Source organism: Streptomyces sp. NPDC093225 (genome assembly GCF_044753805.1).
GTDB lineage: Bacteria > Actinomycetota > Actinomycetes > Streptomycetales > Streptomycetaceae > Streptomyces.
Genome location: NZ_JBIVNX010000052.1, coordinates 1 through 22807 on the forward strand (window position 1 = coordinate 1; position 22807 = coordinate 22807).

Genomic DNA, 22807 nt, shown 5'->3' on the forward strand with positions numbered 1-22807 from the left:
AAGCCCCAGGGGTGGGCCTGCCGCAGGGCCTGCAGGCCCTGCCGGGTCAAGCACCGAGGGGACCCACACACCACGGGGCACTTCCGCAGCCCCGGGACACCTCGCCCCGTCGAGCCCACCCACAGCGGCCGCCCGCGCACCCACCCCAACCCCCCACCACTCACCCCCACCACTCACCCCCACCACTCACCCCCACCACTCACCCCCACCACCCACCCCAACCCCCCACTCCCACGCCCCCCAACCAACCCACAAGGGTTGCGCCCTTGCGCCGCTCGGGTAACACCGCTTGCGCGCGAGCCGCCCGCTCGGCCAGCGTCAGCCCCGTGCACCGCCGAACCCTCGCCAAGGCCCTGGCCGCCCTCACGCTCGCCGCCGTCCTCGCCCCGGCGCCGTGGAGCACCGCCCACGGGACGGCGACCGCCGCCCTGGCCGTCCACACCGCGTCCGACGCCGCCGCCGAGGCCGGCACCGTCCTGTACGCGCCGCCCCCGAACCCCGGCGCCGCGCGCCAGGCGCGCGAACTGGCCGCCGCCGGCCGGACGGCCGACGCCGCCGCGATCACCGCGATGGCCGGCACCCCGCACGCCGTCTGGCTCGGCGACCCGAGCCCGGCCCGGGCCGAGTCCCGGACCCGCACCACCGTGCTGGCCGCCGCCCGGCAGGGCGCCCTGCCCGTCCTGGTGCTCCACAACGTGCCCGGCCGCGACTGCTCGCCGTACCCGGCGGGCGGTGCCGGCGGCTCCGCCGCCTACCGCTCCTGGATCGACGCGGTCGCCCGCGGCATCGACGACCACCGGGCCCTGGTGGTCCTCGAGCCCGACTCGCTCGCCCTGCTGCCGCGCGAGTGCGCCGACGGCGGGGGCGCCCTGGGCGGGACCCGTACGGCCGACCGCTACTCCCAGATCGCGTACGCCGTGGAGGCCCTGGAGGCCAAGCCGGCCGCGGACGTGTACCTCGACACCGGCCACGCCACCTGGCACCCGGTCACCACCATCGTGCCCCGGCTGCGCCAGGCCGGCATCGCCCGCGCCACCGGCTTCGCGGTCAACACCGCCACCTACGAGACGGACGACGCGGGTGCCTGGTTCGCCCACCTCGTCGCCGCCTGCCTGCGGTACGCCGACGTCGGCGGCGACCCCGCCGACTGCCCCGACCAGTGGCGGCCCCGCAACGAGGCCGCCGCGTGGCTCGCCGCCCGCCTCGGCACGACCGACCCGGCCGCCATGAAGCACTTCGTCACCGACAGCAGCCGCAACGGGCAGGGCCCTTGGACCGCCCCCGCCGACCGGTACGCCGACCCGCAGGAACGGTGCAACCCGCCCGACCGGGGCCTGGGGGCCCGCCCCACCACCCGCACCGGCGACCCGTTGCACGACGCCCGGCTGTGGATCAAGACCCCGGGGGAGTCCGACGGCGCGTGCCTGCGCGGTACCGCGGGCCCGACGGACCCGGAGCGCGGCACGGTCGACCCTCCGGCCGGGGCCTGGTTCCCGGAGCAGGCCCTGGAACTCGTACGGCTGGCCCGCCCGGCACTCCTGCACTGACCGGTGCGGCGGCGTCCCGTGGTGCCGCGGAGTTCGCCCGGCGCGCTCCCTCCTGAGCTCCCGTCAGGCCTGGACAGCCGGGAACCGGCCCCCCTAGCGTTCCCGCAACGGACGGGACAGGGGGCCGGTATGTGGGTCACGCTCGTGGCGACGCTGTGCGGTACCGCGGCGGGCGTCACCTCGACGATCGTCGTGGACAAGGTCCGGTGGCGTCGGGAACGGGACCAGAAGCGACTGGACCGCGACGCCGAGCTGGCGGCCGAGTTCATCCTGACCACGATGGTCGGCTACGAGGCCCTGATGGTGCTGGCCACCCACCGCAGCCGGGCCGCCGAGCGGAACCCGGCCCGGGTGAAGCAGATCGTCGACGAGTCGGGCGCCGCCAGCGCCCGCCAGAAGGTCAAGCTGCTGGCGCCCGCGCCGACGGCGGAGGCGTGCGAGGAGGTCTGGCGGGCGCTGCGGGAGCTGCGCGGGGCCGTGGCCGCCGGGAACGCCGCCGACACGGAGCCGTTCCAGGCCTGCGACCGGGTGTTCCGCGACCGGCTGCACGCGCTGAGGGTGGAGGTCCGTCGCGGGCAGGGGCTGCCGGATGCCGAGGCGATCTCCGTCCCCCGGGTGCCGGTGTACGACCTCCTGCCCTGAGGCCGTCGACCCGGCACCACCGGGCCCGCCGCGCCCCGGCACCACCGGGCCCGTCGCCCGGCACGCGCCCCCCGCACCGTCACCCCGCCGCCTCCGCACCGTCGTGGCGTCAGCGCCCCGCGCGGGTGAAGGGCGTCGACGGCGGCCGGGCCGCCGCCGTGCCGATGACCGCGGAACGGCCGAAGTCGGCGGGGAAGGAGGCCGCCCGGCGTGGCGCGGGGGCGGTGGTGTGCGGCTCCGCGGGCCGGTAGCGCTGCGTCGAAGCGTGCCAGTGGAGCAGGCCGGCCATCCAGTCCTCCAGCTCCCGCACGTACGCGTCGAGCGCGGCGCGGGACGGGGCGTCCAAGCCGTTGTCCTCGTAGAGCAGCGGGAGTTGGTTGTCGCGGACGTGCACGAACTCCTCGGTCCGCCGGCGCACCAGGTCCGCGACGATCGGGACGGCCCGCTCGTAGTCGATGCCGAAGAACGTCTGCGCGACCAGCACGTGGTTGAGCAGCTCGCCCGCGACCTCGACCTCCTTCTCGTACGAGTACAGGTCGTTGATCATCGCTCCGACGTCCGAGGCGGCGTTCTCCAGCGAGCGGATCACCCCGTCCCCGAACAGCTCGGTCGGCACGCCCTTGCCCTCGTGCCCGAGCCGGGCCATGAACATCGTCATGGCGCAGCCGAAGGTGCGCCGCCGCATCTCCGCGTAGTCGACCGGGTCCGGGACGCGGTGCGCCGTGGCGGCGTCCACCTCCCACACCCAGCTCTCCAGCATGTCGACGAGCGTGGCCCGGAACTCCTCGCGCACCGGCACGCTCATGCCCGCGGCCGTGCGCGCCCACAACTCCTTCAGCCCGCGCTCCAGGACCGTGACCGGTTCGGGCGCCACCTCGGGCGCCGCGTCGGGCGCCGTCCCCGATCCGACGGGCATCATGGCGATCAGCCGCTGCGTGGCCGCGCGCGCCGCGTCCGGGGACCGCGTCTCGCCGAACGCCTTCGGGTAGTAGTCGTCGGCGTACGTGCCCCAGGCCAGCCACAGGGCGCTGAGGACCAGTTCCTCCCGCGTGGCGTCGGGGTCGATGACGGCCGAGGCCAGCGCGAAGTCGAAGCCGACCAGCTGCTCCTCCGTCCAGAGGTCGGAGGCGGGATCGCCCGGCTGCGGCCGGAGCAGTCCCGCCTCCCTGCACCAGTCGACCACCGCGCGGCGGGCGTGGTCGAGGTGCGGGTTGGTCCCGAGGGCGAACGGCAGGTCGAACTCGGGCAGCAGCGCCGGCCCGACGCGCCGGACCGGCACGTGGGCGTAGGACCGCCGGCGCAGCTCCACCGACCGAGGGGTGAACATCGACCGCACGTCGAGTGCCGTGGTCCCGAGCCCCTCCGGCATGAAGGGCAGCCGGACGGCCGGGGTCGGACGGGCCTCGGCGTTCATGTAGCGGCTGGAGACCATGTGCCACTCGTGGCCGCCGGACTGCCAGTCCTGCAGGCCCTTGGCGTACGCGGCCACGGCCGCGGACTCGCCCAGGGTCAGGCCCGCCTCGGCGGCCAGGACCGGGACCTCGGCGAGCGCGGTGTGCTCGAACTGCTGGATCCGGGAGGTCAGGAGGTCGTTCGCGAGCTCGGCCGCCTCCTGGGTCGGGCAGCCGAGGAACGTCTCCAGCACCAGGACGGCGTTGGACAGTTCGCCCTCGTCCTGCACCTCGCGCTGGTAGGAGAAGAGGTCGTTGCGGAGGTGGACGGCGTCGGAGAAGGAGTCGCGCAGCACCTCCAGCGGGCGGGACCGGGCCACCCGCGCGGGCAGTTCGGCCGCGACGTACTCCACCAGGCCGGCCGACCACGGCGCGCCGCCGACCTTGCGGCGCATCTCGATGTACTCCAGCGGGTTCGCCACCCGGCCGATGTTGATGTTGTGCAGCTCCCACATCGACTCGTTGAGCAGGTTGCGGGTGCTCTCCGAGAACCGGGCCCGCCAGTCCGTCGACATCGCGGGGACGGTGCGCAGCCACAGGTCCTTCAGGCCCGCCTCGACGGGGTTCGAGGGCTCGGGGAAGCCGTCGGCCAGGTCCATCGGCATGAAGGCGGCCAGCCCTTCGAGGTAGGCCTTGGCCCCCTCGCGGTCCCGGGTGCGCTTGTAGTACTCGACGAAGTGGTCGTCGAAGAAGAACACCCACACGTACCAGTCGGTGACCAGCGACAGGGCCTCGGCGTCGCAGTCGGGGTGGGTGTACGCGCACAGCAGCGCGTAGTCGTGGGAGTCGAGGTCGCTCTGCTCCCAGACGCCGGAGCCCTCCAGCATCCCGAAGTCCCGTGCCCACCGCGTGGTGTGGGACCGCGCGGTGTCCGCGTGGGGGTTCAGGCGCGCCGGATGGGGGACGTAGAAGTCCGGCAGGCGGAACGGCTGTGTCACGTCGGGCTCGGCCCTTTCTCGCACAGAGCGGCGGGGGACCGTTTCGGCAACGGCCCCCCGCACAGAGATCGTGCGAGCCCTACCCGTGACTTCCGTACCGCATGGGGGAGTTCACCCGATCGAGTGGGTGCCCCGCGGGCCGGTCCGCTACTCGCCGCCCTCCAGGTCGCCCTCGGTGTCGAGGAACACCTGGCGCAGCTGCTCGATCACCTGCGGGTCCGGCTTCTCCCACATGCCGCGCGACTCGGCCTCCAGCAGCCGCTCCGCGATGCCGTGCAGGGCCCAGGGGTTGGCCTCCTTCAGGAAGGCCTGGTTCTCCGGGTCCAGGACGTACGCCTCGGTGAGCTTGTCGTACATCCAGTCCGCCACCACGCCCGTCGTGGCGTCGTACCCGAACAGGTAGTCGACCGTGGCGGCGAGTTCGAAGGCGCCCTTGTAGCCGTGGCGGCGCATCGCCTCGATCCACTTGGGGTTGACCACGCGGGCCCGGAAGACCCGGGAGGTCTCCTCCACCAGCGTCCGGGTGCGGACCGTCTCCGGTCGGGTCGAGTCGCCGATGTACGCCTCCGGGGCGGTGCCCCGCAGCGCGCGCACGGTCGCGACCATGCCGCCGTGGTACTGGAAGTAGTCGTCCGAGTCGGCGATGTCGTGCTCGCGGGTGTCGGTGTTCTTCGCCGCCACCGTGATGCGCTTGTACGCCGACTCCATCTCGGCGCGCGCCGGACGGCCGTTGAGCTCGCGCCCGTACGCGTACCCGCCCCACACCGTGTAGACCTCCGCGAGGTCGGCGTCGGTGCGCCAGTCGCGACTGTCGATCAGCTGGAGCAGGCCCGCGCCGTACGTGCCCGGGCGGGAGCCGAAGATGCGGGTGGTGGCCCGGCGCTCGTCGCCGTGCTCGGCGAGGTCGGCCTGGGCGTGCGCCCGCACGTAGTTGTCCTCGGCGCTCTCCTCCAGCGAGGCGGCCAGCCGCACCGCGTCGTCCAGCAGGCCGATCACGTGCGGGAACGCGTCGCGGAAGAAGCCCGAGATGCGCAGCGTGACGTCGATGCGCGGCCGGCCCAGCTCGGCGACCGGGATCGGCTCCAGGCCCGTGACGCGGCGCGAGGCCTCGTCCCAGACCGGGCGGACGCCGAGCAGCGCGAGGGCCTCGGCGACGTCGTCGCCGGCGGTGCGCATGGCGCTCGTACCCCACAGGGACAGGCCCACGGAGGCCGGCCATTCGCCGTTGTCGGTGCGGTAGCGCTCCAGCAGCGAGTCGGCCAGTGCCTGGCCGGTCTCCCAGGCCAGGCGGGAGGGCACGGCCTTGGGGTCGACCGAGTAGAAGTTGCGGCCGGTGGGCAGCACGTTGACCAGGCCGCGCAGCGGCGAGCCCGAGGGGCCGGCCGGCACGAAGCCGCCGTTCAGGGCGTGCACCGCGTGGTCCAGCTCGTCGACGGTCGCGGCCAGCCGCGGCACCACCTCGCGGGCGGCGAAGGCGAGCACGTCGGCCACGCCGGCCGGGTGGCCCACGGCGACGGTGGCGACGGCCGCCGGGTCCCAGTCGGCCGCCTCCATCGCCTCGACCAGCGCGCGGGCGGTGTCCTCCGCCTCGTCCGCCGAGGTCCGGGTGGCCTTGGACTCGTCCAGGCCCAGCGCCTCGCGCAGGCCCGGCAGGGCGGTCGTGCCGCCCCAGATCTGGCGGGCCCGCAGGATCGCGAGGACCAGGTTGACCCGCTCGGGGCCGGTCGGGGCGCCGCCCAGGACGTGCAGGCCGTCGCGGATCTGGGCGTCCTTGACCTCGCACAGCCAGCCGTCGACGTGCAACAGGAAGTCGTCGAAGCCGTCGTCGTCCGGGCGCTCCGCGAGGCCCAGGTCGTGGTCCAGCTTCGCGGCCTGGATCAGCGTCCAGATCTGCGCCCGGATCGCGGGCAGCTTCGCCGGGTCCATGGAGGAGATCTGGGCGTACTCGTCCAGGTGCTGCTCCAGGCGCGCGATGTCGCCGTACGAGTCGGCGCGGGCCATCGGCGGCACCAGGTGGTCGACGAGGGTGGCGTGCACGCGGCGCTTGGCCTGGGTGCCCTCGCCCGGGTCGTTGACCAGGAACGGGTAGACCAGCGGCAGGTCGCCGAGGGCGGCGTCGGGGGCGCAGGCGGCCGACAGGCCCGCGTTCTTGCCGGGCAGCCACTCGAGGTTGCCGTGCTTGCCCAGGTGGACCATGGCGTCGGCGCCGAAGCCACCGTCCTCGCGGGCCGCCTGGATCCAGCGGTAGGCCGCCAGGTAGTGGTGCGAGGGCGGCAGGTCCGGGTCGTGGTAGATCGCGATGGGGTTCTCGCCGAAGCCGCGCGGCGGCTGGATGAGGACCAGCAGGTTCCCGCGGCGCAGCGCCGCGAGGACGATGTCGCCCTCCGGGTTGTGCGTGCGGTCCACGAACATCTCGCCCGGGGCCGGGCCCCAGTGCTCCTCGACCTGCTCGCGCAGCTCGGCGGGCAGCTGGGCGAACCAGCGCCGGTAGTCGGCGGCGGGGATGCGCACCGGGTTCTTGGCGAGCTGCTCCTCGGTGAGCCAGTTCTGGTCGTGGCCGCCGGCCTCGATCAGGGCGCGGATCAGCTCGTCGCCGTCGCCGGAGACCAGGCCCGGGATCTCCGCCTCCGGGCCGAAGTCGTAGCCCTCGGCGCGCAGTCGGCGCAGCAGCGCGACCGCGCTGGCCGGGGTGTCGAGGCCGACGGCGTTGCCGATGCGGGAGTGCTTGGTCGGGTACGCGGACAGGACGAGCGCCAGGCGCTTGTCTGCGTTCGGCACGTGGCGCAGGCGGGCGTGGCGCACGGCGGTACCGGCCACGCGGGCGGCGCGCTCGGGGTCGGCCACGTACGCGGGCAGGCCGTCCTCGTCGATCTCCTTGAAGGAGAACGGCACGGTGATCAGGCGGCCGTCGAACTCCGGCACGGCGACCTGGCTGGCGGCGTCGAGCGGGGAGAGGCCCTCGTCGCTCTCCTCCCAGTCGGCGCGCGAGCCGGTCAGGCACAGGGCCTGCAGGATCGGCACGTCCAGCGCGGCCAGCGCGCCGGCGTCCCAGGACTCGTCGTCGCCGCCGGCCGAGGCGTCGGCCGGCCGGGTGCCACCCGCGGCGAGGACGGTGGTCACGATGGCGTCGGCGGCGCCGAGTTCGGCCAGCAGCTCCGGCTCGGGGGCGCGCAGCGAGGCGACGTACAGGGGGAGCGGGCGGGCACCGGCCTCCTCGACCGCGTGGCACAGGGCCTCGACGAAGGCGGTGTTGCCGCTCATCTGGTGGGCGCGGTAGTAGAGCACGGCGACGGTGGGGCCGGTGACGTCCTCGCGGGCGGTGCGCTCCAGCGGACCCCACGAGGGGGCGGCGGCGGGCGCCTCGAAGCCGTGGCCGGTGAGCAGGACGGTGTCGGAGAGGAACCGGCCGAGCTGCTCCAGGTTCTCCGGACCGCCGTGCGCGAGGTAGGCGTGCGCCTCGGCGGCGATGCCGATCGGGACCGTGGAGGCCTCCATCAGCTGGGCGTCGGGGGCCTGTTCGCCGGTCAGGACCACGACCGGCTTGTCCTGGCCGGGGGCCAGCAGCACGTCGAGGCCCTCCTGCCAGGCGCGCAGGCCGCCGAGGAGGCGTACGACGACGAGGTCGGCCTCCGCGAGGAGCGCGGGCAGGTCGTCGAGGGGGAGGCGGCTGGGGTTGGCGAACCGGAACGGGACCGGGCCCCCCGCAGCACGGGCGCTCAGCAGGTCGGTGTCCGAAGTCGACAGCAGCAGGATCATGCGGCGTCTGGCCTTCCTCGGGGTTTCCGCGCCCCGGGCAGTGAAGGACGGCGGGAGTTCCTGACTCACCCGGCTGCCGCGCCGCGCGCGTCACGTCTCCCGAAGAGGTCTTCCACCCCCGTCGGGTCGCTACGCGCCCTTCGCTGCCGCCCGGCTCACAGTGGCGGGACCGCGCCGGAATCGCACCGGGCTTCCTCCCATGACGCCGCCTTCGGCGGTACCGGGCCAGACGGCCCGGTGAGGGGCATCCTATAGCGGGCCCGAGACGATCGGCACAGGTGGCCGCCCCTTTCTCGCCCCGCGGAGGGTGGTGACGGCCACAGGCCGGGGCTCCGGAATCGTGGGTATGCTCGCCGCCATGCCACCGCCCCCCTCCACCGCTCCCCGGGACGTACCCGTCATACGGGACGGCGGCGACGCCTGCCCCGGTGCGCTGCGGCTGCACGCGGCGGACGACGGGCACCTCGCACGCGTCCGGCTGCCGGGCGGTCTGCTCACCACCCGTCAGGCGGCGGCCCTCGCCGACGCCGCGGACCGGCACGGCGACGGGCACCTGGAACTCACCTCGCGCGGCAACGTCCAACTCCGCGGCCTGCCCGACGCCTGCGGCGCCGACCTGGCCCGCCTCCTCGACGCCGCCGGCCTGCTGCCCGCCCCCACCCACGAGCGGGTCCGCAACATCGTGGCGACACCGCTGTCGGGTTGCGGGGCCGCCGGCCGCCCCGACGTCCTGCCGTGGGTGCGGGAGTTCGACCGCCTGCTCTGCGCGGACCCGCGGGCGGCGGCCCTGTCGGGACGCTTCCTGTTCGCCTTCGACGACGGCCGCGGCGACGTCGCCGCCCTCGACCCGGACGTGACGGTCCTGGCGGGAGCCGACGCGGAGGTGCCGGGCCGTGGTCCGGCACGGCGGAACGGGTCGGCCCCACCGCCCACCGGGCTGCTGCCGGCCCCGTCGGCCGGGGATGCCGTTCGCACGGCCGGGCCGCAGGCCCTGGTCCGGCTCGGGGCCGCCGCGGACGCGGTGGCCGTCGCCGGCGCCGACGTGCCGCGCGCCGCCCTGCTCGCCGCCGCGTACTTCCTCGACGCGGAGGCCGCCGCCGGCACCAAGGCCTGGCGCGTGGCCGAGCTGCCCGCCGAACACGCGCTGAGCGCACGGGAGTTCGCGACCCGCCTGACCGCGTCCGGCATCGACGCCGGGTACGTCCCCGACGCCGCCCGGCCGCACGCGACGCCGCCGCGGCCCGGGTCCCACGGCGGCCGGGGGACTGAGGGCTCCGACGCCTCCGGCGTCGACGACGGGCGTCCGCGGCCCCGGCCCGCCGCCCTCTGCGCGCTGATCCCCCTCGGGCGTCTGACCACCGCGCAGTGGCGCACCCTGCTCGCCGTCGCGGAGGAGGGCGCCGGCGAGCTGCGCCTGACGCCGTGGCGCAGCGTCGTCCTCCCGGACGCCCCCGCCGACGCGCCGGCCCGGCTGGCCGCGGCCGGTCTCGTCGTGGCGCCGGGCAGCCCGTGGGAAACCGTCACCGCCTGCACCGGCCGCCCCGGCTGCGCCAAGTCGCACGCCGACGTGCGCGCCGACGCCCGCGCGGTCGCGGACCGGGCGGCCGGCGCACTGCCGGTGCACTGGTCCGGCTGCGCGCGCAGGTGCGGGCACCCGCGCGGCACCGCCTGGGTCGACGTCGTGGCCACGCCCGACGGCTACACCGTCACCCCGCCCGCGCACGGCCCCCACGCCCCGACCGACTCCCCACCCCCGCACGTCCCCCGGGCCGTGGACGGCCCGACCGCCGCGGAGCGCCTCGCCGCCGCCGTCGCCGCCGCCCGGGCCCTCCCACAGACCCCTCAGGTTCCGTGACCCCTCACCGACCGCAGTGAAGAAATGAGCGAGTACACAGTGTTCGAGTACGAGAAGGACGGCGCGGCCATCTACCGCCAGTCCTTTGCCACGATCCGCGCCGAGGCGGACCTCGCCGGGCTGCCCGCCTCGGTCGCCCAGGTCGCGGTGCGCATGATTCACGCCTGCGGGATGACCGACCTCACCCGCGACCTCGGCTACACCGCCGAGGTCGTGCTGCGCGGCCGGGCGGCACTGCACGCGGGCGCGCCGATCCTGTGCGACGTCCAGATGGTCGCCAGCGGCGTGACGCGCAAGCGCCTGCCCGCCGACAACCGCGTCGTGTGCACGCTCTCCGACCCGTCGGTCGCCGAGCTGGCCCGCAAGATGGGCACCACGCGCAGCGCCGCCGCACTCGAACTCTGGCGCGACCAGGGCCTGCTGGAGGGCTCGGTGGTGGCCGTCGGCAACGCGCCCACCGCACTGTTCCGCCTCCTGGAGATGATCGAGGAGGGCGCGCCCCGGCCCGCCGCCGTCATCGGCGTCCCGGTCGGCTTCATCGGCGCCGCCGAGTCCAAGGACGCGCTCGCCGAACACCCGTCGGGCCTCGACCACTTGATCGTGCGCGGCCGGCGCGGCGGCAGCGCCATGGCGGCCGCCGCCATCAACGCGATCGCGAGCGAGGAAGAATGAGCGAGCCCGGCACCCAGCCCACCGCCCAGCCCGGCACCCAGCCCACCGCCCAGCCCGGCACCCAGCCCACCCTCCGCCCCGAACAGGGCGTGCCCGGGCGGCTGTTCGGCGTCGGGCTCGGCCCCGGCGACCCCGCGCTGATGACCGTGCGCGCCGTGCAGGTCATCGGCGAGGCCGACGTCGTGGCGTACCACAGCGCCCGGCACGGCCGGTCCATCGCCCGCTCGATCGCCGCGCAGTACCTGCGCGCGGACCACGTCGAGGAGCCGCTGGTCTACCCGGTCACCACCGAGACCACCGACCACCCCGGCGGTTACCAGGGCGCGATGGAGGAGTTCTACGAGTCCGCCGCGGCCCGGCTCGCCGCACACCTCGACGCGGGCCGCACCGTGGCCGTGCTCGCCGAGGGCGACCCGCTCTTCTACGGCTCGTACATGCACATGCACAAGCGGCTGGCCGACCGTTATCCGACCGAGGTCGTCCCCGGCGTCACCTCCGTCAGCGCGGCCGCCGCCCGGCTCCAGACCCCGCTCGTCGAGGGCGAGGAGGTCCTGACGATCCTGCCGGGCACCCTGCCGGAGGAGGAGCTCGCGGCCCGGCTGGCCGCGACCGACTCCGCCGTGGTGATGAAGCTCGGCCGTACCTTCCCGGCGGTCCGCGGGGCGTTGGAGACCTCCGGCCGGCTGGCCGAGGCGCGGTACGTCGAGCGGGCCACGATGGCGGGCGAGCGCCTCGGCGACCTCGCGGACGTCGACCCCGGCACCGTGCCGTACTTCGCCGTGGCCGTCGTGCCGAGCCGGGTGGGCAACCCGGTCGAGGCGGCGGCCCGTACCGCCACCGGGCAGGGCGGGGTCGTGGTCGTCGGTACCGGGCCCGCCGGGCCGCTGTGGCTGACCCCCGAAACCAAGCGGGCCCTCGCCGACGCGGAGGTGCTGGTCGGCTACACCACGTACCTCGACCGGGTGCCGGCGCGGCCGGGCCAGGTGCGGCACGGGTCGGACAACAAGGTCGAGTCCGAGCGCGCCGAGTTCGCGCTCGACCTCGCCCGGCGCGGCAAGCGCGTCGCCGTCGTCTCGGGCGGCGACCCGGGCGTCTTCGCCATGGCCACGGCCGTGCTGGAGGTGGCGGCCCAGGACGAGTACCGCGACGTGCCGGTGCGGGTCCTGCCGGGCGTGACGGCCGCCAACGCCGCCGCGGCCGCCGCGGGCGCCCCGCTGGGCCACGACTATGCGGTGATCTCGCTCTCCGACCGGCTCAAGCCGTGGGAGGTCATCGCCGAGCGGCTGGCCGCGGCCGCCGGCGCCGACCTGGCGATGGCCCTGTACAACCCCGGCTCGCGCAGCCGGACGTGGCAGGTCGCCAAGGCGCGGGAGCTGCTGCTGGAGCACCGGGCCCCGGACACGCCGGTCGTGATGGCCCGCGACGTGGGCGGCCCCGAGCAGTCCGTACGGACCGTCGCGCTGGTCGACCTGGACCCGGGCCAGGTCGACATGCGGACGATCCTGCTGATCGGCTCGTCCCAGACCCAGCTGGCCCGCCGCACCCCGGACGCCCCGCCGGTGGTGTGGACCCCGCGCCGCTACCCGCCGGCGTAGTCCGGCCCACCGCACGCCGGGTCCCCGTCCGCCCAGCGCGGACGGGGACCCGCCGCACCGGCCGCCCGGCCCGCTAGGGGGTGGCCAGTTCGGCGAAGAGGGATCCGATCCCCGAGCCGCTCGCGATCAGCGGCAGCGTGTCGAAGTACAGCTCCCACTCGCCGTCCGGTCCGAACCGCTCGACGATGCCGAAGGGGACCGTGCCGAAGCCCTTGGTGGTGGCGGTGCCGTGCCACTCGAGGTACGTCGTCGTGCGGCCGAAGGCGGCCTGGCCGGCCCGCAGTCGGACGTCCGCGGTGGCGAAGAACCGCTCCAGGTACGCCCGCTTGCCGGCCTCCGTCACCAGCGGCGACGCCAGCCCCGGCCCCGCCAGCCGGGCGCCCCGGACGCGGGCCGACAGCCCTTCCGCGTCCTCGCCGTTCCACATCGCCAGCCGCGCCGGGATCTCGGCCGCCCGCACCCGCTCCGCGGACCTCCGGTCCTCCTGCCCGCCCGGGGCCGGGTCGGCGATGCCCGCGAAGAGACCGGCCGGCGCGCCCGGCACGGTGTCCGCGAACAGCGCGTGACGGTCGTAGTAGCGGCGTGCCTGCAGGGTCCTGCCGTCGTCGCCGAGCACGTTGCGGGCGACCTGCGGGTAGGCCACCTTGCGGCCCTTGAGCGTGACCTCGTTCCACTGGCCGAACATCATGGTGCTGCCCTCGGTGACCACCTGCGTGCCCCGGTACGCCAGGTCCGGCGCGATCCGCAGCGATCGCGCGATCGAGGTGCCGATGACGGCCTCGCCGCGCTGGGCGGCGGCGCCCGCCTCCCAGAGCGAGGCCTCCGGGTCGAAGATGTCCAGGTACGCCTTCACGCGCGGGTGCCCGAGGTCGCCGGGCACCGGCAGTGCCCCGGTGGGCAGCTCGCCGAACGCGATCTGGCGCTGCATGAAGGCGCAGGCGTTGGGCGTGATCCGGCCCTCCAGCCGTTCGACCTTGCCGCGGACCTCGGGGCAGTCGCCCGCCCCGGCGCCCGCGCCGCCGCCCGGGAGTGCCGCGGCCGAGGTGGAGACCCCCACCGCGAGCGCCAGTACCGCGAGCCCGACCGTGCCCCGCCGACCCGTGAATCCGAACATGTCCCGTACCCCTTCTCGTTGCCGCCTGCTCGACGACAACCCTGCCGGGCCGCGCGGACGTCCGCGATTACCCGCGGGGTAATGGAGGTCCGTGCAGGTCAGAGGCAGGATGAAGGGGTACGGGAGGGGTCGTGCCGGCGGTGCCTAGGAACCGCTGCGGCTGTCGGCCTCGGCCTGCGCGATGGCTTCGGCCTCGCTCTCGGCCATGGCCATCGCCACGCCGAACGCCTGGGCGATGTGACCGGCGGCCGACATGACGCGCGCCGTCCCCACGACGGGGGCGATGGCGACGAGCAGGTCCTGCAGCTGCTCGACCGTGAAGTCGGCCTTGATCGCCGGGTTGATGTGGGCCATGTAGGAGATCGCGGGTGCGTCCATGGCCACGAGCGCGGCGAGGCGGGCGAGGATGAGCGTCCGCTCGTCCATGTGGCAGTGCTCGAGGGAGTCGATCGTCATGGCGGCGATCGTGTCGAGCACCGGGGTGTCGGATGTAGTAGCCATGGTTGTCCGCCTCGCTGTGGTGAGAGGAGTCGTGTCCACCCGTCGACGCGGGCCCCCATGTGCCCCCGACGGTTGCGCATCCAGCGTAGGCACGCCGGGGTGGTCCCGCGCGCCGAGCCGGCGTGCGGGCCGGAACGGCCGGTCCGGCGGCGGAGCGGGGCCGCGGTGGCCGGTGGAGGCGGCAGCGGTGTTCGGCAGGCGCGGTGCCTCAGGAGGGCGCGGCGGCGGCCGGAAGGCGCGGTGCCGTCAGGAGAGCGCGGTGGTGTCCCGTACCCAGGCGGCGGCGGTCGGGACGTCCGGGGCGGTCGGGACGCCCGGCGGGGTCGGCGGGCGGCGGACGACGACCACCGGGATGCCGGCCTCGCGGGCTGCGGCCAGCTTCGGGGCGGTGGCCGTGCCGCCGCTGTCCTTGGTGACCAGCACGTCGATGCGGTGCGCGCGCAGCAGCGCGCGCTCCCCGTCGAGGGTGAACGGCCCCCGGTCCAGCAGGACTTCGGTGCGCGGCGGGCGGGCGCCGTCGGGTGCGTCGACCGAACGGACCAGGAACCAGGGCCCGTCCAACCCGGCGAAGGCGGCCAGCCCCATCCGCCCCGTGGTGAGGAACACGCGCTCGCCGAGGCGCCCGTCCGCGAGCAGCGCGGCCGCCCCCTCCAGGGAGTCGACCGGGTGCCAGTCGTCCCCCTCGTGGGGCTGCCAGGAGGGCCGGCGCACGGCGAGCAGCGGCACGCCCGCGGCCCGGGCCGCGGCCGCGGCGTTGAAGCTGATCCGTTCCGCGAACGGGTGGGTCGCGTCGACCAGTGCGGCCACCCGGTGCTGGCGCAGCCAGGCCGCCAGGCCCTCGGGCCCGCCGAAGCCGCCGATGCGGACCTCGCCGGGCGGGAGCACCGGCCGGGCCACCCGGCCGGCCAGGGAGGTGGTCAGCCGCAGGCCGGGCAGCCCGGCGAGGGTCTCGGCCAGGCGCCGGGCCTCGGTGGTGCCGCCCAGCACCAGCACGTGCCGGGGCGCCGCCTCAGCAGACATGCCGGTCGCGCTCCGGCGAGTACAGGTGGCTGTCGCGGAACTCCTCCGCCGCCAGCGTGCGGCCCACGATGATCACCGCCGTCCGCACCACCCCGGCCGTCTTGACCTGGCCCGCGATGTCGTCGAGCGTGCCGCGCAGCACGAGTTCGTCCGGCCGGCTGGCCATCGCCACCACCGCGGCCGGGCAGTCCGCGCCGTAGTGCGGCAGCAGTTCGGCCACCACCCGGTCCACGTACCGGGCCGCCAGGTGCAGCACCAGCAGCGCCCCGCTGCGCCCGAGCGTGGCGAGGTCCTCGCCCTCCGGCATGGGCGTGGCCTGCTGCGCGATCCGGGTCAGGATGACGGTCTGGCCGACCGTCGGCACCGTCAGCTCCCGCTTGAGCGCGGCGGCCGCGGCCGCGAAGGCCGGTACGCCGGGCACGACCTCGTACGGCACGCCCGCGGCGTCCAGCCGCCGCATCTGCTCGGCGACCGCGCTGAAGACGGACGGGTCGCCCGAGTGCAGCCGTGCCACGTCGAGACCGGCCTCGTGGGCCCGGACGATCTCGGCGACGATCTCGTCCAGGTTCAGCTGTGCGGTGTCCACCAGCCGGGCGTCCGGCGGGCACTCGGCCAGCAGCTCGCGGGGGACCAGGCTGCCGGCGTACAGGCAGACCCCGCACGCGGCCAGGGTCCGCGCGCCGCGCACGGTGATCAGGTCCGCGGCGCCGGGGCCCGCGCCGATGAAGTACACGGTCATTTGTGCTCTCCCGAAGTGACGTCTTCCGACCCGGCCGGCGCGGCCGCCGGCTTGGTGACCGACCACTGCGTGATCGGCATCGCCTGCCGCCAGCCGGTGAAGCCGCCGACCCGCACCGCGTGCGAGACCGCGAGCTTGACCAGTTCGCCCCCGTGCTCCCGGTACCAGCGCGCCAGCAGCGCCTCCGACTCCAGCGTGACGGTGTTGACGACCAGCCGGCCGCCGGGCCGCAGCGCCGCCCAGCAGGCCTCCAGCATGCCGGGCGCGGTCAACCCGCCCCCGATGAACACGGCGTCGGGCGCGGGCAGTTCGGCGACCGCCGCGGGGGCGGCCCCGCGCACGACCCGCAGGCCCGGCACGCCCAGGACGTCCGCGTTGCGGCGGATGCGCTCGGCGCGCACCTCGTCGCGTTCGACCGTGACGGCCCGACAGGAGCGGTGCGTGCGCATCCACTCGATGGCGATCGAGCCGGAGCCGCCGCCGATGTCCCACAGCAGCTCGCCGGGGGCGGGCGCGAGCGCGCTCAGCGTCACGGCGCGCACGTGCCGCTTGGTGAGCTGGCCGTCGTGCTCGTAGGCCGCGTCCGGCAGGCCCGGGACGGCGCCGAGCCGCAGCGCGTCCGGGGCGCGCCGGCACTCCAGCGCGATGACGTTCAGGGCGTCGCCGGGCGGATGGGGCCAGTCCGCGGCCCGCCCGCAGACGTACGCCTCCTCCTCGGACCCGAGCTGCTCCAGCACCGTCATCCGGCTGGGCCCGAACCCGCGCTCCCGCAGCAGCGCCGCCACGTCGCCCGGGGTGGCCGCGCCCGCGCTCAGCACGAGCAGCCGGCGGCCGTCGTGCAGGGCCGCCGCGAGGTTGCCCGCCGGGCGACCGACCAGCGTCACCACCTCGGTGTCCTCGACCGGCCAGCCGAGGCGGGCGCACGCGTACGACACGGAGGAGGGGTGCGGGAGCACCCGCAACCGGTCGGCGCCGAGTTCCTCGCTGAGCGCGCGGCCGATGCCGTAGAACATGGGGTCCCCGCTGGCCAGTACGGCGATCCGGCGGCCGGCGTGGGCGGCGAGCAGCCCGGGGACCGCCGGGCGCAGCGGCGACGGCCACCCGACGCGCTCGCCGGTGACCTCGGCCGTGGGCAGCAGGTCGAGCTGCCGCTTGCCGCCGATGACCACGTCGGCCTCGGTGAACGCGCGGCGGGCGGCGGGGGAGAGCCCGGGCCAGCCGTCGGCGCCGATGCCGACCACGCTGACGGGTGACGGGTGCGCTGCGGAGCTCACGTGCCGGGTCCTCGGGGGGTCGCTGGAGGGGAGGAGGCCGACTCTACTGGCCGCTGACCAGCGCTGGTGCCGCGGGGCGTGTGGCTCCCCTCACCCCGGCCGCCTGCGTGCGCCCGCCCGCGGCCCGCGGGTCGTGCGGCCGGTGGACGGGGGTGCCGCACCGGGCGGGGCGCGCGGTGCGACCTCGGGTCCGGCGGGCCGGCGGGCGGGCTACCGGAGCGCGGTCACTGGAGCCAGCCACGCTGGGCGGCCTTCAGGCCGGCTTCGAAGCGGCTGGAGGCGTCGAGGCGTTCCATGAGGGCCGCCATCTGCCGGCGCACGCTGCGGGCGGAGATGCCGAGCCGGCGGCCCGCGACCTCGTCGGTGAGGCCCGCGGCGAGGAGGCGGAGGAGTTCCTGCTCGGCCGTGGTCAGGCCGGTGCCGGCGTCGGTGCCCTGGGAGCGGTCGGCGCCGAGCGGGACGGCGTGCTGCCAGGTCTGTTCGAACAGGGCGACGAGCGAGGCCACGACCCCGGGCTCGCGGGTGCAGAGGGCGCCGCGCCTGGTGTCGGCCGGGTCGATGGGGACGACCGCGACCGTGCGGTCGAAGACCAGCATGCGGGGCGGGAGCGTGGGGCAGGTGCGCACCATGCCGCCCTGTTCGGTCATCCACCGCGCGTAGGCGAAGGTGGCGGGGTCGTGGCGGGCGCTGTCCTGGTACAGCGTCAGGAGGGACACGCTGCGGCGCAGCGCCGCCTCGTCCAGCGGCCTGGAGGCGTCGAGGCTGGCCTGGGACTGCGCCCCGCCCGGCATCACCGCCAGGCACTCCTCGGTCAACTCCCTTGCCAGTACCTCGAGTTTCGCCTGGATGGCGTCGAGGCCGACCAGGCGTTCCGAAGCGGCGGCCGGGACGTCGGTGCGGAGGTCGGCGTACTCGGCGATGGCCAGGGCGGCGGCGGCCTTGCTCAGTTCGAGTTCCTGGCGGCGACGCCGGAGTTCGTCCTCCTGCCGCTGCAGGAGCATCTCCAGGCCGTGCTCCGGGCTGACCGGGCGCAGGGAGCCCTGCACGTCCCTGGAGGCGCGCAGGAGCCGGAGGTCGACGAGTCGGTCCAGTGCGTCGCGCACGGCCGACTCGGAGACGCCCAACTGCTCGGCGAGCTGGGTCACGCTGCCCTCCGGGTGGGCGAGCAACGCCCGGTAGGCGGCCTCGGTGGTGCGGTCCAGTCCGAGTACGTCCAGCATGCGTCTGCCCCCCGACAGAGACGATTAAAATCGCCGTCAGCTTAGGTTTCATTCCGTCACCGATCAAGCACCGAAGGGTGTTTGGTGAGACTTCCGCTGGAAAGCCTCCCTGGTCCCCGTGCGCAGGTGGGAGGGGCGACTGGCGATCGTGATCGCCGTCTCGCGGGGGCGGGGGTATCTTGGGGCACTACTGATCGGAGCTCGGGGATGACCTTGGACGAAGGCGGCGAACGCCGTGGGTTCGCTTCGCTGCCCGACCGCGCCCGCAAGATCTCCGAGCGGCTCGACGGGCTGATCGTCCGCGAGGCCGCCCGGTCCGGCGGGAAGGCTCCCGCGTACCGGGAACTGGCCGACCGGGTCAACGGGATCGCGGGCCGCAGCGTCATCTCCAAGGACACCATCCGCAACCTGCACCAGGCGACCACCCAGAAGGGCCACCCGCCCAACCCGACGGTGGAGACACTGGATTGGCTGGGTCTGGCGTTCGGCATCCGCTCCGGCGCGACGTACTTCCTCGACGATGCGCGGGCCGCCGCCGTGGACGGACAACTGCAGTCCCTGGAACGGCTGGCGGGCCTGCGGGCGGCCGTGGACGGCGGGGTCGTCGGACTCGCCCAGCGCGCGTCGGGGCTCTCCGACAACAGCCTGGGCATGCTGGTCGCCCTCGCGGAGCGCCTGAGCGCCCTGGAGGCGGAGGCCTCGGGCCAGGCGGGCCACCCGCAGGAGCGTCCCGGGGCGGGCGACGGCGACCCGCCTCAGTAGGGTGGCGGGAGGCAGGCCGGCTGACCACCGGTGATGCGCCGCCCAGTGCCGACCGCCGACCCGAAGGATGCGCTTCCGCCATGCCCGTACCGCGGGGACTCCGTAGGCGTTGCGAGGCCGTCCTGGCCGGGATCGAGCTGCCCGATCCGTTCACGGTCGACGCCTTCCGCGACGTGCTGGCCCGCCACCGCGGGCGCCCGATCGTCATGGAGCCGCTCCCCGACCTCGGCTCGACCGTGCCCTGCGGTGCCTGGATCGCTCTGCCGAGCGTGGACGTGGTCTTCTACGAGCCCAGGACCAGCCCCGCGCACCAGGACCTGATCAAGCTGCACGAACTCGGACACGTGCTGTGCGGGCACTCCCGGAACGTCGATCTCACCCGGCTGGCGCGGGCGTTCACCGACCTCACTCCCGAACTGGTGGCCCGGACGTTCGGCGCGGCCCGCAGCAACTTCGACACCGTCGAGGAGCAGGAGGCGGAGATGATCGCCGTACTGCTGGCCGACCTGGCGGACGCCGACCGGGAGGGCACGCCGTCCTCGCGCCGGATGGCCGCGAGCCTGGCCCACCCCATCCGTCGTCTGCGGTCCTGGCGGGGAGACTGATGTACCACGTCTACGTGTTCACGCTGCCGGCGCTCCTGTGGCTCCTGGTGCTCTGGCGGGCGCCCTCCGCGTGCAACGGCAGCCGCCCGTCCCGCCTGTTGTGGGGCTTCCTCGTTTCGATCGCCGTCGCGCTGACGACCCGTCCGCCGGCCGTCGAGCACCTGGTCCGTGCCGCCACCGGATCACCCGACCTGTCCGTCCTGCTCAAGCACCTCGCAGGCCTGGCGTCGAACTACTTCATCCTGGAGTACGTGATCACGGTCCACGGCCGCGGACCGCGGCGGCCGTGGACCGCGCGGCTGCGGATCGCCGCGGCGGCGGCCGCCGCACTGGCCCTGACCGTCGTCTTCGTCTTCTTCTTCCAGCACGATCCCGACGGGCCGCCGAGCCGGGTGACCGACGCCCATCTCGGTGACTGGTCGGTGCGGCTGTACGAGGGGATCGTCTACGCCTACCTCGGCACCTCCGGGGCGCTGGCGGCCCGGCTCTTCTGGTCGAACCGGCGCAGCGTGCCCCGGGGCGTCCTGAGGTCGGGGGTGGTGTGCCTGGCCGGCGGCTGTGCGCTGACCGTCGGCTACACCGCCTACCGGGTCTTCTTCCTCGCCGAACAGCACAGCCGGCCCGGAACCCCGGGGCCGGGGACGGTGGACCCCGTCTCCGAAACCCTGCCGGTGGTCATCCTGCTCCTCCTCGCCGTCGGTCTCGTCCTGCCGCCGCTGCGCGGCCTCGCACGCTACGGCCGTGACCAGTACGCGCTGTGGCGGCTGCACCCGCTGTGGGCGGACCTGCTCCACGCCGTGCCGGAGGTGGCGTTCGGCCCGCGCGTGGGCCGCACCCGCGACCTGTTCATCCTCGGCGACCGGACGCTGGACGTGGCCCACCGGGCCTTCGAGATCCGCGACGCGTGCCTCGTCCTGCGCGAGCGGTCCGCGTACGGCGGGCCCGGCGGCGGCACCGGGGTGCACGGGGCCGGCGCGGGCACCGTCGCGGCGGTCGCGCGGACCGTCACCGCGGATGCGCGGACGGGCCTCGCCGAGGAGCCGCACGCCCGCGCGGAGGCGGCCTGGCTGCACGCCGTGCTCCACGGGGAGGGGGACGGGTACCGGGAGGGCGGCGCGGCTCCCCTGCCGTGGAACGCCAGGACGCCCCGCGAGGAGATCGGCTGGCTCCTGAAGGTCGCCGAGGCCTATGGACGTGTACCGCGCGGTGCATGACGGCTGGTCAGCGGCCGCTGCGTCCTGATGCGGCCAGGCCGGAACGTGACGGCCCGAGCGCCTTCCGGGCGCCTCTGCGGGCGACCAAGATGGTGATCACCGGAACGGCGGTGAGCAGCAGCTCCCCGCCGGGGCCCCAGGGCCCTTCCGGTCCGGCCACCGGGCCGGGCCCGCTCCCACCGTCGCCATCCGTCTGGGGTACAGCCATGTCCAAGACCGCCCGCCTGCTCGCCGCCGCCTTCGTCGCCTCCGTCCTGTCCTTCTCCGCGGCGCCGCTCGCCACGACCGCCCACGCCGCGTCGGCCGCCTCCGCCAAGGACGCCATCGGCTGGGACGTGTCCCCGGCGCACGACACGGTGACCCCGGCCGGCGCGCCGGCCGGCGCCATCGGCTGGGACTGATGCAGGTGGTGCCCGTCCATCTCACGCTGATGACGGGGGGAGGGGGAACGCCCAGCGAGGGCCAGGTCCACGTACTGGTGGACGCCCTGTGGGCCCACGCCGCACCCGAGGTCGCACTCGAGCACGTCCGTGCCTGGGCCGGGACCTCCCGGGTGGAGGTCGTCCTCTTCGTCCGTGCCACGGGCACCGACACCGCGTACGTCAAGGCCCAGCGCCTGCTGGCCGCCGTACTCGCCTCGGGCGGCACCGGCGTCCACGGATACTCCGCCACACTGACGGCTGACGGCTGACGGCTGACGGCTGACGGCTGACGGCTGACGGCTGACGGCTGACGGCCGACCGACCTCGCCGCACGCCCCGAGCCGACGCCGACGCCCCGGCCCGCGTGCAGCCGACCGCCCCGAGTTCCGGACGACGTCTCGATACGGCCGTCCTTCCGCTTCCCCTTCCCCCGCCGCTGCCGCGGTGATCGCTGCCCCGTGCCCCGGCACGCCCACCGCGCCGCGCGGCCCCGGTCCGATCCGGACCACTCCCACAGACATCACGCCTTCCACCGGCACGCCCCGTACGGCCCACCGCCGTTCCGGCCGGCCGCCGCTGGTCGGCGCCCACGACCATCCAGACCACAGGAGTCAGTCCGTCATGTCCCAGCACCTCTTCCGCCGTCTCGCCCTGCCCACCGTCGCCGCCGCCGCGCTCCCGATGGCGCTCGCACTCGGTGTGCCGGCCTCGGCGGCCCCCGCCGCGGGCCACGGCCCCGCTCCCGCGGCGTCGGTTCCGGCCGCTGCCGGTCACACGACCACGTTCCGGCCCACGGTCAAGAACCCGACGACGGCGACCGCGGCGCAGATGGCCGCGGGCAGGGCCAAGACCAAGGGCGCGGCACCGGCCCCGTCGGCCGGCGCGTTCGCGGCGGACTCCTCGGTCGGCGGGACCATCAGCCGCGGCGAGGTCCTCGCCCGGGCCCAGTCCTGGGTCAACCAGTCGGTCCCGTGCAGCCAGACGGCCTACTGGACGGACTCCAACGGCAAGTACCGCCAGGACTGCTCCGGCCTGGTGTCCATGGCCTGGCACCTGCCGTCCTCCAGCGCAAACAACTACGGCGAGACCACCTGGACCCTGCCCAACTTCGCGACCAGGCTCGGCAGCTACGACGAGCTGAAGCCCGGCGACATGCTCGACAACGTCGACGCCCACGTCGTCCTCTTCAAGAGCTGGACGGACAGCAGCCACACCGTCGCGAACATCATCGAAGAGGCCCACCCCGGCACCAACGCCCGCAACGCCACCTACACCCGCAGCTACCTGACCTCGGGCAACTACAAGGCGTACCGGTACGACAACATCGTCGACGACGTCGCCGTACGTCCTACCACCGCGGGTGTGTACCGGTCGGAGGGATCGATGTTCTACGTCAGTGACGCGAATGGTGGCCTGGCCGGGTACGCGGGGTTCGGTGCGGCGGGTGACGTGCCGTTGACGGGTGACTGGAACGGGGACG

Annotated in this window: 18 protein-coding genes and 1 pseudogene; 11 read left to right on the forward strand and 8 right to left on the reverse strand. The window is 75.1% G+C overall.

Annotated features, from left to right (window positions below; genetic code table 11):
- The first annotated feature begins 326 nt into the window (after nt 1–326).
- Both ACIQCH_RS32075 and ACIQCH_RS32080 read left to right on the forward strand, forming a co-directional pair.
- A complete protein-coding gene (locus ACIQCH_RS32075; RefSeq protein ID WP_402586726.1) occupies nt 327–1547 on the forward strand; it encodes a glycoside hydrolase family 6 protein in 1221 nt (406 codons plus the stop codon).
- A 129-nt stretch (nt 1548–1676) separates the two neighbouring features.
- Nucleotides 1677–2189, forward strand: a complete 513-nt coding sequence (locus ACIQCH_RS32080; protein WP_402586728.1) for a hypothetical protein — start codon at nt 1677–1679, stop codon at nt 2187–2189.
- A gap of 109 nt (nt 2190–2298) precedes the next feature.
- Here the strand turns inward: ACIQCH_RS32080 and ACIQCH_RS32085 are convergent, their stop codons facing one another.
- Together ACIQCH_RS32085 and cobN are read right to left on the reverse strand one after the other, a co-directional pair.
- On the reverse strand, nt 2299–4578 hold the full coding sequence (locus ACIQCH_RS32085; protein WP_402586729.1) for a germacradienol/geosmin synthase: 2280 nt from the start codon (nt 4576–4578) through the stop codon (nt 2299–2301).
- A 147-nt stretch (nt 4579–4725) separates the two neighbouring features.
- The gene (cobN, locus tag ACIQCH_RS32090) at nt 4726–8334 is read right to left on the reverse strand and encodes a cobaltochelatase subunit CobN (protein WP_402586731.1); all 3609 of its coding nucleotides are present in this window, start codon (nt 8332–8334) and stop codon (nt 4726–4728) included.
- 346 nt (nt 8335–8680) lie between these two features.
- Here cobN and ACIQCH_RS32095 point away from each other — a divergent pair, with 346 nt between their 5' ends.
- Genes ACIQCH_RS32095 through ACIQCH_RS32105 form a run of 3 tightly spaced genes read left to right on the forward strand, consistent with a single transcriptional unit; the run spans nt 8681 to nt 12456 of the window.
- The gene (locus ACIQCH_RS32095; RefSeq protein WP_402586733.1) at nt 8681–10189 is read left to right on the forward strand and encodes a cobalamin biosynthesis protein CobG; all 1509 of its coding nucleotides are present in this window, start codon (nt 8681–8683) and stop codon (nt 10187–10189) included.
- Nucleotides 10190–10213: 24 nt separating this feature from the next.
- Nucleotides 10214–10861 carry a precorrin-8X methylmutase gene (locus ACIQCH_RS32100; protein ID WP_402586735.1) on the forward strand — a complete coding sequence of 216 codons (648 nt, stop codon included), beginning with the start codon at nt 10214–10216 and terminating at the stop codon, nt 10859–10861.
- Nucleotides 10858–12456, forward strand: a complete 1599-nt coding sequence (locus tag ACIQCH_RS32105; protein ID WP_402586737.1) for a precorrin-2 C(20)-methyltransferase — start codon at nt 10858–10860, stop codon at nt 12454–12456. The genes ACIQCH_RS32100 and ACIQCH_RS32105 overlap by 4 nt, the downstream gene beginning before the upstream one ends.
- A 73-nt stretch (nt 12457–12529) precedes the next feature.
- Here ACIQCH_RS32105 and ACIQCH_RS32110 read toward each other — a convergent pair whose 3' ends face one another.
- The 6 genes from ACIQCH_RS32110 to ACIQCH_RS32135 form a co-directional block, all read right to left on the reverse strand.
- Nucleotides 12530–13570 carry a hypothetical protein gene (locus tag ACIQCH_RS32110; protein ID WP_402586739.1) on the reverse strand — a complete coding sequence of 347 codons (1041 nt, stop codon included), beginning with the start codon at nt 13568–13570 and terminating at the stop codon, nt 12530–12532.
- 144 nt (nt 13571–13714) lie between these two features.
- Complete coding sequence (locus tag ACIQCH_RS32115; RefSeq protein WP_030208398.1) at nt 13715–14071, reverse strand: carboxymuconolactone decarboxylase family protein; 357 nt, start codon at nt 14069–14071, stop codon at nt 13715–13717.
- Nucleotides 14072–14317: 246 nt separating this feature from the next.
- Nucleotides 14318–15091, reverse strand: a complete 774-nt coding sequence (locus ACIQCH_RS32120) for a cobalt-precorrin-6A reductase (RefSeq protein WP_402586741.1) — start codon at nt 15089–15091, stop codon at nt 14318–14320.
- On the reverse strand, nt 15081–15830 hold the full coding sequence (cobM, locus tag ACIQCH_RS32125; protein ID WP_402586743.1) for a precorrin-4 C(11)-methyltransferase: 750 nt from the start codon (nt 15828–15830) through the stop codon (nt 15081–15083). The genes ACIQCH_RS32120 and cobM overlap by 11 nt, the downstream gene beginning before the upstream one ends.
- Nucleotides 15827–17104, reverse strand: a complete 1278-nt coding sequence (cbiE, locus tag ACIQCH_RS32130; RefSeq protein ID WP_402586745.1) for a precorrin-6y C5,15-methyltransferase (decarboxylating) subunit CbiE — start codon at nt 17102–17104, stop codon at nt 15827–15829. The genes cobM and cbiE overlap by 4 nt, the downstream gene beginning before the upstream one ends.
- 224 nt (nt 17105–17328) lie before the next feature.
- Complete coding sequence (locus ACIQCH_RS32135; protein ID WP_402586747.1) at nt 17329–18324, reverse strand: LuxR C-terminal-related transcriptional regulator; 996 nt, start codon at nt 18322–18324, stop codon at nt 17329–17331.
- 207 nt (nt 18325–18531) lie between these two features.
- Here ACIQCH_RS32135 and ACIQCH_RS32140 point away from each other — a divergent pair, with 207 nt between their 5' ends.
- From ACIQCH_RS32140 to ACIQCH_RS32165, 6 genes and pseudogenes are all read left to right on the forward strand, one after another.
- On the forward strand, nt 18532–19086 hold the full coding sequence (locus tag ACIQCH_RS32140; RefSeq protein WP_402586749.1) for a hypothetical protein: 555 nt from the start codon (nt 18532–18534) through the stop codon (nt 19084–19086).
- A gap of 80 nt (nt 19087–19166) precedes the next feature.
- Nucleotides 19167–19691 (forward strand): regulator component, encoded by a 525-nt coding sequence (locus ACIQCH_RS32145; protein ID WP_402586751.1) that lies wholly within the window; start codon nt 19167–19169, stop codon nt 19689–19691.
- Nucleotides 19691–20905, forward strand: coding sequence for an MAB_1171c family putative transporter (locus tag ACIQCH_RS32150; RefSeq protein WP_402586753.1), 1215 nt, complete (start codon nt 19691–19693; stop codon nt 20903–20905). The genes ACIQCH_RS32145 and ACIQCH_RS32150 overlap by 1 nt, the downstream gene beginning before the upstream one ends.
- Nucleotides 20906–21111: 206 nt before the next feature.
- Nucleotides 21112–21306, forward strand: coding sequence for a hypothetical protein (locus ACIQCH_RS32155; RefSeq protein WP_402586755.1), 195 nt, complete (start codon nt 21112–21114; stop codon nt 21304–21306).
- Nucleotides 21306–21596: a hypothetical protein gene (locus tag ACIQCH_RS32160; RefSeq protein ID WP_402586757.1), complete on the forward strand. Its 291-nt coding sequence runs from the start codon at nt 21306–21308 to the stop codon at nt 21594–21596. The genes ACIQCH_RS32155 and ACIQCH_RS32160 overlap by 1 nt, the downstream gene beginning before the upstream one ends.
- 352 nt (nt 21597–21948) lie before the next feature.
- A pseudogene (locus ACIQCH_RS32165) lies at nt 21949–22807 on the forward strand (hypothetical protein); the annotation flags it as partial.

Coding starts and splice junctions, on each gene's coding strand:
- ACIQCH_RS32080 (WP_402586728.1), top strand. CDS start 1,677: ATGTGGGTCACGCTCGTGGCGACGCTGTGCGGTACCGCGGCGGGCGTC.
- cobN (WP_402586731.1), bottom strand. CDS start 8,334: ATGATCCTGCTGCTGTCGACTTCGGACACCGACCTGCTGAGCGCCCGT.
- ACIQCH_RS32095 (WP_402586733.1), top strand. CDS start 8,681: ATGCTCGCCGCCATGCCACCGCCCCCCTCCACCGCTCCCCGGGACGTA.
- ACIQCH_RS32100 (WP_402586735.1), top strand. CDS start 10,214: ATGAGCGAGTACACAGTGTTCGAGTACGAGAAGGACGGCGCGGCCATC.
- ACIQCH_RS32105 (WP_402586737.1), top strand. CDS start 10,858: ATGAGCGAGCCCGGCACCCAGCCCACCGCCCAGCCCGGCACCCAGCCC.
- ACIQCH_RS32110 (WP_402586739.1), bottom strand. CDS start 13,570: ATGTTCGGATTCACGGGTCGGCGGGGCACGGTCGGGCTCGCGGTACTG.
- ACIQCH_RS32115 (WP_030208398.1), bottom strand. CDS start 14,071: ATGGCTACTACATCCGACACCCCGGTGCTCGACACGATCGCCGCCATG.
- ACIQCH_RS32120 (WP_402586741.1), bottom strand. CDS start 15,091: ATGTCTGCTGAGGCGGCGCCCCGGCACGTGCTGGTGCTGGGCGGCACC.
- cobM (WP_402586743.1), bottom strand. CDS start 15,830: ATGACCGTGTACTTCATCGGCGCGGGCCCCGGCGCCGCGGACCTGATC.
- ACIQCH_RS32135 (WP_402586747.1), bottom strand. CDS start 18,324: ATGCTGGACGTACTCGGACTGGACCGCACCACCGAGGCCGCCTACCGG.
- ACIQCH_RS32140 (WP_402586749.1), top strand. CDS start 18,532: ATGACCTTGGACGAAGGCGGCGAACGCCGTGGGTTCGCTTCGCTGCCC.
- ACIQCH_RS32145 (WP_402586751.1), top strand. CDS start 19,167: ATGCCCGTACCGCGGGGACTCCGTAGGCGTTGCGAGGCCGTCCTGGCC.
- ACIQCH_RS32150 (WP_402586753.1), top strand. CDS start 19,691: ATGTACCACGTCTACGTGTTCACGCTGCCGGCGCTCCTGTGGCTCCTG.
- ACIQCH_RS32155 (WP_402586755.1), top strand. CDS start 21,112: ATGTCCAAGACCGCCCGCCTGCTCGCCGCCGCCTTCGTCGCCTCCGTC.
- ACIQCH_RS32160 (WP_402586757.1), top strand. CDS start 21,306: ATGCAGGTGGTGCCCGTCCATCTCACGCTGATGACGGGGGGAGGGGGA.